The following is a 13,174-nucleotide window of genomic DNA, read 5'->3' as shown; positions in this document are numbered from 1 at the left end:
CCGCACAGGGGCAACGCTAATAGACCACTAACAATTCAAGGAAAGGCCAACACCCTAAGAACACTGACAACAAGCGCCGCGCAGGCAAAAAACATCAAGAAGGCGCCACCCCCGCCCGCCGCCCCTTGCGGGCCTCCCACCGCACCCGAATCCGATCCATATACAGATACACCACGGGAGTGGTATACAGCGTCAGCATCTGACTAACAATCAACCCACCCACAATAGCAATCCCCAACGGAGCCCGAAGCTCCGCCCCTTCACCACTTCCAAAGGCCAGCGGCAACGCCCCAAGAAGCGCAGCACAGGTAGTCATCATGATCGGCCGAAACCGCAGCAAACAAGCCTGAAAAATCGCATCCCGCGACGACAACCCCTGCCGGGAGGCCTCAATAGCAAAGTCCACCATCATGATTGCGTTCTTCTTCACGATGCCGATCAGCAAGATCACCCCGATCAACGCAATGATGCTGAACTCAGTCTTAAACAGCAGCAAAGCCAGCAACGCCCCCACGCCCGCGGAGGGCAGGGTGGACAAAATCGTCAGCGGATGGATATAACTCTCATACAACATCCCCAGCACGATATACACCGCCGCCAACGCGGCCAGAATCAGAATCGGCTGGTCCGACATCGACTGCTGGAACGCCTGGGCCGTGCCCTGGAAGCTGCCGTGGATCGTCCCCGGCATGCCGATCTGCGCCATCGTGTCGTAGATCACCTGCGTCGCGGTCGATAACGATACGCCCGGCGGCAGATTGAACGAAATCGTCGAGGCCACGAACTGGCTCTGGTGATTCACCGACAACGGCGTATTCCCCGGCCCGAAGCTCGCGATCGCCGACAACGGCACCATCGTTTCCTTCGACGTCGACACGGCCGCACCCGACGAAGCACTCGACTTGCCGCTCGCCGCAATCGAATTGATCGCCTGGTTGCGCGCGGAGTCGGCCGCGATGCTCGCCACGCTCGATGCAGTCGTGCCCGCCGTGCCGCCTGTCGTCGCGCTCGTGCTCGCTGTAGCCGTAGCCGTGGTCCGCGCGGTCACCGTGCCGGCCGGCGCGTTGGTGGTCTGCGCGCCGCTCGCGCTGCCGCCCGAGGTGCTGACGTAAATCTGTTTCAGCATGTCCGGGCTCTGCCAGTACTTGGGCGCCACTTCCATCACGACGTGATACTGGTTCAGCGGGTTGTAAATCGTCGAGACCTGGCGCTGGCCGAACGCGTCGTACAAGGTGTTATCGATCTGCGCCGGCTTGATGCCGAGGCGCGCGGCAGTTGCGCGGTCGATCGTCACCATCGCCTCGAGGCCGCCTTGCTGCTGGTCGGAATTCACGTCGGCGAGTTCGGGGCGCGCCTGCAGCGCCTCAGTCAGCTTCGGTCCCCACAGATACAGATCGGTCGTCGAATCGGCCAGCAGCGTGAACTGATACTGCGCATTCGATTGCCGGCCGCCTACGCGAATGTCCTGCACCGCTTGCAGGAAAGTCCGCGCGCCGGCCACCTCGCCGAGCGGGGCGCGCAGTTGCTGGATCACCTGGTCGGCGGATAGCTTGCGCTCGCTTTTCGGCTTCAACGAAACGAACATGAAGCCGGAGTTGGTCTGCCGGCCGCCGGTGAAACCCGCCACGCTGTCTACCGCGGGATTCTTGCCGACGATCTCCATCATCTCCGCGAACTTGCCTTTCATCGCCTGGAACGACGTGCTCTGGTCGGCCTGAATACCGCCGATCAGGCGGCCCGTGTCCTGCTGCGGAAAGAAGCCCTTCGGCACGATGATGTACAGCCAGATGTTCAGTCCGATGGTCGCGAGCAGAATCATCACGATCAGGCGCGGATGCCGCAGCGCCCAGCCGAGGGTACGCTCATAACCGCGATGCATCGACATGAAGCCGCGTTCGAGCCAGAGGCCGAAACGTCCTTCTTCCTTTTTCTCATGCGGCTCGCGCAGGAGGCGCGAACACATCATCGGCGTCAAGGTGAGCGAGACGATCAGCGACACGCCGATCGCGAGCGACAGCGTCAGCGCAAACTCGCGGAACAGCCGCCCGACAATGCCGCCCATCAGCAGAATAGGCAGGAACACGGCGACCAGCGAGATACTGATCGACAGCACGGTGAAGCCGACTTCGCGCGCGCCGAGGAACGCGGCCTTCATGCGCGGCACGCCATTCTCGATATGCCGTGAGATGTTCTCCAGCACCACGATCGCATCGTCGACCACGAAGCCGGTCGCGATCGTCAACGCCATCAGCGACAGGTTGTCGATCGAAAAGCCCAGCATATACATCGCGGCGAACGTGCCGATGATCGAGATCGGCACCGCCACGCTCGGAATCAGCGTGGCGCGCCAGTTGCGCAGGAACAGGAACACCACCATCACCACCAGCGCCACCGCGATCATCAGCGTGCGCTCGGTGTCTCTCAGCGACGCGCGGATCGTCGTGGAGCGGTCGGCGGCCGGCGCGATGTCCACGTCGGCGGGCAGCGACGCGTGCAACTGCGGCAGCATCGCCGTCACGCGGTCGATGGTGTCGATGATGTTCGCGCCGGGCTGGCGGTACAGAATCACCAGCACCGAACGCTTGCCGTTGAAGAGGCCCAGGTTGCGCAGGTCTTCGACCGAATCGACCACTTCCGCGACGTCGGACAGCTTCACCGCCGCGCCATTGCGGTACGCGATGACCAGATCCTTATACTGCGACGCCTTGCTGGCCTGGTCGTTGGTATAGATCTGCACGCGGTTCGGGCCGAATTCGATCGAGCCTTTCGGGCTGTTCGCATTGGCCGCGGCGAGCGCCGCGCGCACGTCTTCGAGACCGATGCCGTAGTGGGACAGGGCATTCGGTTCCAGTTCGACACGCACAGCCGGATTCGCCGAACCGCTCACATCCACTTCGCCGACACCGTCCACCTGGGATAGCGACTGCTGCAACACGGTGGCCGCCGAGTCGTACAGTTGGCCGGCGGTCAGCGTCTTCGATGTGAGCGCGAGAATCAGGATCGGCGCGTCGGCCGGATTCACCTTGTGGTACGTCGGGTTGCTGCGCAAGCTCGCCGGCAGATCGGCGCGTGCGGCGTTGATGGCCGCTTGCACGTCGCGCGCGGCGCCGTCGATGTTGCGGTTCAGGCCAAACTGCAGCGTAATGCGCGTCGAGCCGACCGAACTCTGCGAGGTCATTTCGGTGACGTCGGCGATCGAGCCGAGATGCCGTTCGAGCGGACTCGCGACGCTGGTCGCGACCGTGTCCGGGCTCGCGCCCGGCAGCGTCGCCTGCACCGAAATGGTCGGGAAATCGACCTGCGGCAGCGGCGCGACCGGCAGCTTGGTGAACGCGAAAATACCGGCCAGCGCGATGCCGATCGCCAGCAGCGTGGTGGCGACCGGGCGGGAAATAAACGGACGCGACAGGTTCATCGCTTAAGTCCCTGCATCGGTGGCGGGCGGCACAGGCTTGCCGCGATTGAAGCGCTCACGCGCGCGGCGGGCGAGTGCGTCGAAGCCGAGATAGATCACCGGCGTCGTAAACAGCGTGAGCAACTGGCTGACGATCAAACCGCCGGCAATCGCGATACCGAGCGGGCGGCGCAACTCCGAACCCGCGCCGGTGCCGAGCATCAGGGGCAGGGCGCCGAGCAGGGCGGCAAGTGTGGTCATCAGGATCGGCCGGAAACGCAGCAGACACGCCTGATAGATGGCTTCGCGCGGGGGCTTGCCTTCCTCGCGCTCGGCGTAGAGCGCGAAGTCGATCATCATGATGGCGTTCTTCTTCACGATACCGATCAGCAGCACGATACCGATGATGCCGATGATGTCGAGATCGTGCCCGGTGATCAGCAGCGCGAGCAGCGCGCCGACGCCGGCCGACGGCAGCGTCGACAGAATCGTGATTGGGTGAATGAAGCTCTCGTACAGCACGCCGAGCACGATATACATCGTGACGATCGCTGCCAGGATCAGGAACAGTTCGTTCGACAGCGACGCCTGGAACGCCAGCGCCGCGCCCTGGAAGCGCGTCTGGAACGACGCCGGCAGCCCGATATCCTTCTCCGCCTGATCGATCGCTTTCACCGCCGCGCCGAGCGACGAGCCGGGCGCGAGGTTGAACGAGACAGTGGTGGCCGGGAACTGGCTCAGGTGCGTGACGAGCAGCGGCGCGGGTTTCTCGATGAACTTCGCGATCGACGACAGCGGCACCTGGCCACCCGACGAGGTGGAAGAGGGCAGGTAGATCGAGTTCAGCGACTCGGTGTAGTGCTGCATCTGCGGCTGCGCTTCCAGAATCACGCGGTACTGGTTCGATTGCGTGAAGATGGTCGAGATGATGCGCTGGCCGAATGCGTCATACAGCGCACTATCCACGGTAGCCGGCGTGATGCCGTAACGCGACGCCGTGGCGCGGTCGATTTCGATGTACACCGACTGGCCGTTGTCCTGCAGGTCGGTGGCCACGTCCGCCAGTTCCGGCGACTGCTTCAGCCGGTCGACCAGCTTCGGCACCCAGGTGGTGAATTCGCTGATGTTCGGGTCGGTCAGCATGAACTGGTACTGCGTCGGGCTGACGGTGGAATCGATCGTCAGATCCTGCACCGGCTGCATGTACAGCGAGGCGCCCGGAATGTGCGCGACGTCCTGCTGCAACTGGCGGATCACGTCGCTCGCGGTGTTGCTGCGGTCGTCGCGCGGCTTCAGGTTGATCAGCATGCGGCCGCTGTTCAACGTGATGTTGCTGCCGTCCACGCCGATGAACGAGGTGAGGCTTTCCACGTCCGGGTTCTTCAGGATCTGCGCGGCGAGTTCCTGCTGACGCTCGGCCATCGACGCATACGACACCGACTGCGGCGCCTGCGTGATTGCCTGGATCACGCCGGTGTCCTGCACCGGGAAGAAGCCCTTCGGAATGTACACGTACAGCACGCCGGTCAGTACCAGCGTGAGCACCGCGACGAACAGTGTGGAGCGTTGCCGGTTCAGCACCCAGGTGAGCGCGACCGCGTAGCGGGCGATCACCCAGTCGATCGATTTATGGGCCTTCGCTTCGAAACTGTGGCTTTCATGCGGCGGCGTGTGGCGCAGGAGCTTCGCGCACATCATCGGCACGAGCGTGAGGGAGACGATCGCCGAAATCACGATCGTTACGGCCAGCGTGATCGCGAATTCGTGGAACAGGCGTCCCACCACGTCACCCATGAAGAGCAGCGGAATCAGCACGGCGATCAGCGAAACCGTCAGCGAAATGATCGTGAAGCCGATCTGTTTCGAGCCCTTTAACGCGGCTTCCAGCGGCGATTCGCCTTCTTCGACGTAACGCGCGATGTTCTCGATCATCACGATCGCATCGTCCACCACGAAGCCGGTTGCGATGGTCAACGCCATCAGCGATAGGTTATCCAGCGAGAAGCCGCACAGGTACATCACCGCGAGCGTGCCGATCAGCGAGAGCGGCACCGACAGACTCGGAATGATGGTCGCGTAGACGTTGGCGAGGAACAGGTACATCACCAGCACCACCAGCACGACCGACATCAGCAATTCGAACTGCACGTCGCGCACGGAAGCGCGGATCGTGGTGGTACGGTCGGTGACGATTTCCACGTTGAGCGCAGCGGGCAGCGACTGTTGCAGTTGCGGCAGCAGTGCCTTGATGCTGTCGACCACCTGGATCACGTTCGCGCCCGGCTGGCGCTGCACGTTCAGGATGATCGCCGGCGTGTTGTTGACCCATGCGCCGAGCTTGGTGTTCTCCGCGCCCTGCACGATGTTCGCGACGTCCGTCAGCATGACCGGGCGGCCGCCCTTGTACGCGACCACGGCGCTCTTGTAAGCGTCGGCGTCGGTTAGCTGATCGTTCGCGTTGATCGTGTAGTTGCGCGTCGGGCCGTCGAAGTTGCCCTTCGGCGTGTTGACGTTCAGGTTCGAAATCGTGGTGCGCAAGTCGTCCAGATTCAGACCGTACGCAGCGAGCGCGCGCGGGTTCGCCTGAATCCGCACGGCCGGGCGTTGGCCGCCAGACAGGCTCACCAGACCCACACCCGCAACCTGCGAGATCTTCTGCGCGAGACGCGTGTCGGCCAGGTCTTGCACCTGCGTGAGCGGCATCGTCTTCGAGGTGATCGCGAGCGTGATGATCGGCGCGTCGGCGGGATTGACCTTCGCGTAGATCGGCGGCGCGGGCAGGTCGGACGGCAGCAGGTTGCCCGCGGCGTTGATCGCCGCCTGGACTTCCTGCTCGGCGATATCGAGCGGCAGATCGAGGCTGAACTGCAGCGTGATGATCGACGAGCCGGCCGAGCTTTGCGACGACATCTGATTCAACGACGGCATCTGCCCGAACTGGCGTTCGAGCGGCGCGGTGACCGACGAGGTCATCACGTCCGGGCTCGCGCCCGGATAGAAGGTCTGCACCTGGATCGTCGGATAGTCGACCTCGGGCAGCGCGGAGAGCGGCAGAAAGCGCAGCGCGACGAGACCGACCAGCATGATCGCGGCCATCAGCAGCGCGGTGCCGACGGGGCGCAGAATAAAGGCGCGGGATGGATTCATGCGATAGTTGCCGTGCCTTTATTGCGAGGCTTGCGCCGCGTGATTGCGGTGATGTCCATGCGCGCCGGATGCGCCCGAAGCGGCAGCCGCGCCGCTTGCACCGCTCGCACCACGCGCGCCCGAAGCGCTGCGCGGCTTGTCGGCCGGAATCGTGATCTTCGCGCCTTCCTTCAGCCGGTCCGAGCCGTCGATCACGACGCGCTCGCCGACCTGCAGGCCGGATTTGATGCTGGTGCGTTCGCCGTCCACCGGACCCACCTTGACCGCACGCACCGTCACAGTGTTGTCCGGCTTCACGACGTACACGAACTGACCCATCGAGCCGTTCAATACGGCCGGCGTCGGCACGATCACTGCGTCCTTGATCGTGTCCACGAGCAGGCGCGTATTCACGAACTGATTCGGGAACAGCCGGTTCTTGTCGTTCTGGAAGGTCGCGCGCAGTTTGACCGTGCCGGTCGTGGTGTCGATCTGGTTATCCAGGGTTTCGAGCGAGCCGCCTTCGAGCGAGGTGGTGTTGCTGCGGTCGTACGCGGTGACCGAGAGCTTCGCGCCCGTTTGGGTCTGCTGGATGATCTGCTGAAGGTTGTCTTCGGAGGTCGTGAAGATCACGCTGATCGGCTGCAACTGCGTAATCACGACGATGCCGTTGGTCAGGCTCGGTGTCACGTAGTTGCCCGGATCGACCTGGCGCAAACCGACGCGCCCCGATACCGGCGCGGTGATGCGCGCATAGACGAGGTCGAGCTTGAAGGTGTCGACGTTTGCCTGATCGGACTTCACCGTGCCTTCATACTGCCGCACGAGCGAGGCCTGCGTATCGACCTGCTGGCTGGCGATCGAGTCTTGCGAGAGCAGCGTCTGATAGCGCTTCAGGTCGAGGCGGGCGGTTTGCAACAGCGCCTGGTCGCGCGCGAGGGTGCCTTGCGCGTTTTCCAGCGAGATCTGATAGGGGCGCGGGTCGATCTGGGCGAGCACGTCGCCCTTCTTGACCATCTGGCCTTCCTTGAAATACACGTCCTGCAGCACGCCGCTCAACTGCGGCAACACGGTGACGTTGGCGAGCGGCGTGACCGTGCCGAGCGCGGTCAGCACCACGGGCATCTCACCTTGTGCGGCGGTCGCCACGTGAACAGGCTGCGCCATGTTGGCGAGGCCGCCCGGGCCACCACGGCCCGGGCGGCCGCCGCTCGCGCCGCTTGCACCGGCAGCCCCGCTCGCGCCTCCGGGCCCGCCCCACGGATGCCAGCGCCACAACACGACCCCAAGGATGACCAGCGCCGCAACGATCAGCGCGATGTTGCGCCCGCGATGGCTTTTTGCTGCGACCGGCGTGTTCCCGGGACCGCCGACAGGTTTCCCGGTGGCTGACGGTTGCGAACCGGGTTGAGAAGCCGGGGCGGCAGGGCGTGTGGTTTCCGAATGCTTTTGTTGTTCGTCCATCGGTTCGGTCTGGTGGCTGGCTTTGATGTGAGCCGCTCGTGCGTTTGTGCCGCTTCAACAGTTCGGCGGACCGGCACGCAGGCGGCATGACAGGCGGTTTCGACAGCGGGCGCGCCGCAAATGTTCAGCGCGATGCTACCCGAGGCGCGGGACAACGATGTTAACGCAGTGCGGCATCATGGCAGCTCGGCGGGACGTTATCGAAGGGCGATAGCGGCAAGCCGGGCGAGCGCCCGCGACGGGAATGCGTGATCCTACGTCGCAGGCTCTGTAACAGTCCACCCGTGTATTTTTCTTTTGATTACGAAGGTTACAGTGCGAGTGGAGGGCGGCTGGAAAATGCCGTGGCCGCCGACCGGCGAGCGCGTGCGCGTTTCAGTTGTCGAGGCGGCGTCCAGGCGTGCCGCCGATCTCGAGAACGATCTTGCTGATGCATTCGAGCAGGGCCGGCGCCGCACGTGAGATCAGCCAGTCGCGCGGACACTGATCCGCGGAGCCGCCGCAATTGACTGCGTAGCGCTCGCCCGAGGGGCCGGTGAATCCTGATGCGATGGCGTTCAAACCGTCGTACCATTCGCCCGTGGCGATCGCGAAGCCTTGCTCCGCCGTTTCCCGTAATGCGCTCGTCAGACGGCTGCTGACGTGGCCCCAGTCGTCGCCTTCGGCGGCCTGCAGGCCGATCAGCAATTTTTCCCGCTCCGGTTCGGCAAGCGCCGACAGATAGGCGCGGCCGACTGCGGTGCGGCTGAGGTTCATGCGCGAGCCGATTTCGAGGCGCGATACCAGCACCGCCGAACGTGGCCGGATCGCGTCGATGACCACCATGTCGAGGCGGTCGCGTACGGCCAGATGCACGGACAACGCGGTGCGTTCGGCGAGTTCGATGAGGAAGGGGCGCGCCCGGGCCCGGATGTCGAAGTTGCGCAGAAAGCCGTTGCTCAACTCCAGTACAGACGAGGTCAGCACGAATCGCTCGCTGTCGGGCAAGCGGAACAGGAAGCCTGCGCCGACGAGCGTGGCGGTAATGCGCGAGACGGTGGGCTTCGGAATGCCGGTCAGCTCGGTCAACTCGCGGTTGCTGAGCGGCGCATCGGCCGCGGCGATCGAGCGCAGCACGGTCAAACCACGTGCCAGCGCGGTGACTTCGTCGCCCGAGCCGTCTTTGTCTTTGGCTGGGCCTGCGGCAGTTCGGGAGGACGTGGGTCGGGTCATGTCGTTTTTCTGGAACTATATTTCAGTTTTCTGTTCGCTTGCCTGTCAGCAACCGATCCGCAGAGGTGCGGCGGAGGCCCCAAAATGGGGCGCGAAGTGCATTTTTCGTCGGAAGATTCATTGTATCGGAATATTTTGCCGAGACGAATGAGGTCTCTTTAGATTTTGCTTGACTTAGTCAGCATAACCATAAAAAATGGAACCTCATTTCGAAAGACGGTTTCAGGTTCTGCATTTTGAAATTCTGAACCAACCGTGGTCCGCGGAGTGTCTGGTCGAGTACCTCTAACAGTCCCCCGTAGCAGTCCACGCAGTGTCTGTCTCGAGTCCGGCGTCCAACATCGCGCACCCGTCCAACTTTCGAATACCGTCTCTCAGGTTCTAGCACGGCCCTCGGAATGGCTAGAACTTTTTAAGGCGTCACGGAAACGTGACGCCTTTTTTTTGTGCTATCGGCGCACATCAAAGTCTGCGGCATTCATAAAACGCCCCTTTGCGTGCAACAAAGTCTGCAGGTTTTGGATTAATTCTGCTGCGCGGCAGCAATTCTGGGTCTTTGCCATCACCCTCGATGGTCAATGTGCGGTCCGTCAGTCTGAGCCGACTTTCCCGTTCAGAAGATACTTAATTCGCCCTACGGTGGTTTCTCTTGCCAGTATCAAACCAGTAGTTGCCAGGTTTCAACGCCTACCACCCGCGCCAATGCGTCCAAGGTATCGAGCGTTGCTGCGACCGTCTTGCTTTCAATCTTGTAGGCATAGACGCGTCCGAGACCTGCCGAAGTTGCGGCCTGTTCTTGGGTCAGGCTCAGCCGAAGCCTAAGTCGTTTCAGATTTTGGGCTACCGAGTCGCCAAGCGGCCGCTCGGCGTAGTCTCCAGGCGCTTCCACTGGGTCAGATGACAACGGAAGGCAAGGGTCGACGTCCAGGGCAATGGCAAGCCGGTTGACTGTATCCAGGCGGACATTTGCTGCCTGATTTTCGATATTGGTAACGGTATGCACGCCCAATCCGGCGGCGCGGCTGCTGCCATCCTGTCCGCCCTCATTTAAATGGCGCGGACCATCGCCGCTTCCTCGACGGCGCGAGTTCCCGAAAGCGGCGCCGTCCTTCCTCGCTCCACCGTCAGTTGCCGCTCCCTTGCGTCTACAAAGGGTCCACAATCCAACTCACCATTCTTGGACTCTATGTCCAAGCACCCCCCAGGCACCTTTTTGCGAGCAGTCTAAAATTTCACCGGCAGCGCCTCGGCGTGTCACAGGTGACGCTCACCCTCAGCTAGCTTCATCACTGAACTGGGGAGCAGGAGTCGGAGGCGAACGCTGCGAGACAATTAGGTCGCACAAATCACCACTCCTTGCACGATATTTAGAATAATCGCGCGCTGGCTTAGGTGCTCGTCGGCGCTTAATGCATGGATTGCAGAGTAGCAAGCCAAATTGACCCATCCAGCTACATTTTCTGCGCACTTTCCCATACCTTTGGTAATGCAAGGCGACTATGTAGGGTTTGCAGAAAAGAGGCTTCAAAAATGGGATGCTCGCGACGCCAGCATTGGCGCGGGCTTGCGGCCGACATCAGCGCAATATCGAGGTGTTCGAAAGCGTCCGACCGCTACGCTTAAGACATGCGTTATAGGGAATGTCCCAGGTTAGGTGCATTACGCACCCTGAGGTTGCAATCATCGACGTGGGGATGCCGGAAATAGACGGCTTCGAAGTCGCACGCGCAGTTCGACTTGAACGAGCACTCGACGACATCGTGCTCGTGGCGCTTACGGGCTATGCATCCGAATCCGACAAATCGAGGGCTTTGGCGGCCGGTTTCGATTTTCATCTGACTAAGCCCCTTTCGCTCGATATGCAGTACATCCTGGCGAAACGTGCCGACGGTACGCTGCGGGGCATTGTCTAAGGTCGGCGCGCCCTTTGTCGCGAGTTTTAGGGCTACAGAAAGTCGGCTGGACTTAGGGGGCATAGGCCCGAGCGGGCAGAAACGCGTCTACCACCTGCCGCATCTGCAGCCAAAGGAGGAGTTCACATGCAAGAGTTTGAGCGTATCAAGGTCCTGTTCGTTGCCGGGTTTGGACCAATCGTCCGCGATAAAATCGCGGGCCGAAACTTGTACGGTGAGACGTTCAACATCTCATTCAAGGAGGAGCCGGGCAGTTATCTGCATACTGAGGCTCTGAAAGGAGTTCAGAGTTTTGCCTTGTGGCCGCTCGAGCAGGCGGCACAGTCCTGCTTTGGCAAAGATTCCTGGCCGGACAACACGCCCGTTCCCCAGGCATGGCTCGAATTTGATGTCGAGGACGTTGAAGGAGCAACCGCGGAACTGGAATCGCGAGGCTATCGAATTCTCATCAAGAACAAGAAGGAACCCTGGGGTCAGACGGTCACACGATTTCTTTCTCCGGAAGGACTGCTGGTTGGCCTAACAATTACTCCGTCGATGCGGCACTCGTGAATATCACGGGGACCCGTGGTTTCCAGATGTCCGTTTGACCCGAACCAGGGGTGACGATGGAAGTGCCGTGTTGCGGATACTAACCGCTGGATAATTCGGCTGATGGAGCCGCAAGCCTGGTGCATGTGGTCACCCAAACGAATGGGTGCGTTAATTTTCTGAGCCTGTGGCTCCACGACTTAAGATAATGCTATTGCTGCCGCGACCGGTTTCGATAGTGACGACGCGCGTGGGTCTGCTCATGCACCAGCACCGCCGGTTGGGTCCGGACGGAGTGGCGTCTGCAGGAGCGGCGACGGCCCCCACATCTCGACCTTGAAATTGGTCGCGAAGGTCCGTAGTTCTTGCTCCAGCGCGCGCCATGGCCCGTCTGCGAACGTCGCCCAGTCGATTGTGGACCTCCAGCAGGTGGTCGTTCGAATCTGCGGGGCGCCCAGCATATTCCGGTTCGCGCGAAGTTCGACCAGACCTGGCTGCTGCACAATCGTTTCCGCCGCCTTCCTGGCCCATTCGGCGTAAGACTCCAGATTCACGCCTAGCTGCAGGTCGTACGTATTCGTCACCTCTATCATGGACGTCTCCTCACCGATGGAGTTGGGTTCCGGCAGGTACATGTCCACTGCCAGTTCGCCGGTATGGCAATGCGCCGCGTCTCTGATACTGCCTTCGTTCGCCCCAGCGGGTCAAGCAGCGCTTCCATGACAAAACATCGAACTTGCTCTCGGAGACGGCCGGAAACGGGACGCTTGGCTTCTCGTCGATTGATACGGACACGCTCGCATCCGCCCACGGGGGCAAGCCGCGGACGGCTGTCGTTCTGCTCGCTCATCTCGTTCTCTTTCGTCGTCGTGGCCGCGCTAGCTCGGCAGGTACGCCTGAAAGCCGCAAATCGCGCGGCACCGATGCCGCAGCGAGGATGAAAACCAATGCATCGCGCTGCTTACTGCCAGCCACAGACATCGTAGTGCTTTTCCGTCACGAGCCTAAGCAATCAGCCTACGTGCCATGGCCCGAGCTGATTAAGGAGTGTGAGCACCTGATGAAACCTACCGAGCATCTGCCGGTCCGCTACGAGGTAAAGGCGTTTCCCGAAGAAGTGCTTTTTCAGGCATGGTGTACTCGCTTCGATAAGGTTTGAAAAGGAACGCACGCTCCTTAAACGTCCGGGATACACGGCATAGGGACACCGAGGTTAAAACGCAGGCAAAGCGGGCGGCGCAGAGACAGAAGTCAGATGCGCCGCCGGCAAGACGAAAGATGCCGATATCACCACAACCGAAGCACCACGGAGGTACCGAAGCTCCAATTCGCGAGCGACCTGACCTTGGAATGGCCGCACGCCGGCAATTCTGAAAGGTCTTACTGGACAGTCTTCGTTGACATGCTGCTGTCTTCGGGGCGCATAGTGGACATGCTCATGCCACTCGTGGTGTCCGCGCTCTTGCTCATGTCGCCAGGAACCCGGTTCCACGGGCTCGAGACGGGCTCGCCGTGGTACGTCATCCCAGCGGTT

At 61.7% G+C, this 13,174-nt stretch carries 9 protein-coding genes; 3 read left to right on the top strand and 6 right to left on the bottom strand.

From position 1 onward, the window contains the following. Positions 1-94 precede the first annotated feature (94 nt). The 5 genes from M0D67_RS41250 to M0D67_RS41230 all read right to left on the bottom strand — a co-directional run bounded on the left by M0D67_RS41250 (position 95) and on the right by M0D67_RS41230 (position 10,199). Positions 95-3,415: an efflux RND transporter permease subunit gene (locus M0D67_RS41250; protein WP_266243424.1), complete on the bottom strand. Its 3,321-nt coding sequence runs from the start codon at positions 3,413-3,415 to the stop codon at positions 95-97. Between the two features lie 3 nt (positions 3,416-3,418). Beyond that, a complete protein-coding gene (locus M0D67_RS41245; protein ID WP_171928822.1) occupies positions 3,419-6,541 on the bottom strand; it encodes an MdtB/MuxB family multidrug efflux RND transporter permease subunit in 3,123 nt (1,040 codons plus the stop codon). An 18-nt stretch (positions 6,542-6,559) separates the two neighbouring features. Then, entirely contained in the window at positions 6,560-7,984 is a 1,425-nt protein-coding gene (locus M0D67_RS41240) for an MdtA/MuxA family multidrug efflux RND transporter periplasmic adaptor subunit (protein ID WP_171928821.1), read from the bottom strand. 375 nt (positions 7,985-8,359) lie between these two features. Continuing rightward, a complete protein-coding gene (locus tag M0D67_RS41235; protein ID WP_154560154.1) occupies positions 8,360-9,196 on the bottom strand; it encodes an IclR family transcriptional regulator in 837 nt (278 codons plus the stop codon). Positions 9,197-9,854: 658 nt separating this feature from the next. Next, positions 9,855-10,199, bottom strand: coding sequence for a helix-turn-helix transcriptional regulator (locus M0D67_RS41230; protein WP_166618179.1), 345 nt, complete (start codon positions 10,197-10,199; stop codon positions 9,855-9,857). A gap of 637 nt (positions 10,200-10,836) precedes the next feature. On the opposite strand from M0D67_RS41230, the gene M0D67_RS41225 reads away from it, so the two are divergent. Together M0D67_RS41225 and M0D67_RS41220 are read left to right on the top strand one after the other, a co-directional pair. Further along, the gene (locus M0D67_RS41225) at positions 10,837-11,109 is read left to right on the top strand and encodes a response regulator (protein ID WP_171928818.1); all 273 of its coding nucleotides are present in this window, start codon (positions 10,837-10,839) and stop codon (positions 11,107-11,109) included. Positions 11,110-11,235: 126 nt separating this feature from the next. Beyond that, positions 11,236-11,661 (top strand): VOC family protein, encoded by a 426-nt coding sequence (locus M0D67_RS41220; RefSeq protein WP_171928817.1) that lies wholly within the window; start codon positions 11,236-11,238, stop codon positions 11,659-11,661. A gap of 239 nt (positions 11,662-11,900) precedes the next feature. Here the strand turns inward: M0D67_RS41220 and M0D67_RS41215 are convergent, their stop codons facing one another. Next, positions 11,901-12,233 (bottom strand): hypothetical protein, encoded by a 333-nt coding sequence (locus M0D67_RS41215; protein ID WP_154560150.1) that lies wholly within the window; start codon positions 12,231-12,233, stop codon positions 11,901-11,903. Positions 12,234-12,577: 344 nt separating this feature from the next. Here M0D67_RS41215 and M0D67_RS41210 point away from each other — a divergent pair, with 344 nt between their 5' ends. Next, complete coding sequence (locus M0D67_RS41210; RefSeq protein ID WP_154560149.1) at positions 12,578-12,799, top strand: hypothetical protein; 222 nt, start codon at positions 12,578-12,580, stop codon at positions 12,797-12,799. Positions 12,800-13,174: the final 375 nt, after the last annotated feature.

Origin of the sequence: Paraburkholderia sp. SECH4, from assembly GCF_030511745.1 — a bacterium.
Taxonomy (GTDB): domain Bacteria; phylum Pseudomonadota; class Gammaproteobacteria; order Burkholderiales; family Burkholderiaceae; genus Paraburkholderia; species Paraburkholderia madseniana.
Note: the sequence above shows the minus strand (reverse complement) of the source record. Positions and strands in the feature narration are given on the sequence as shown.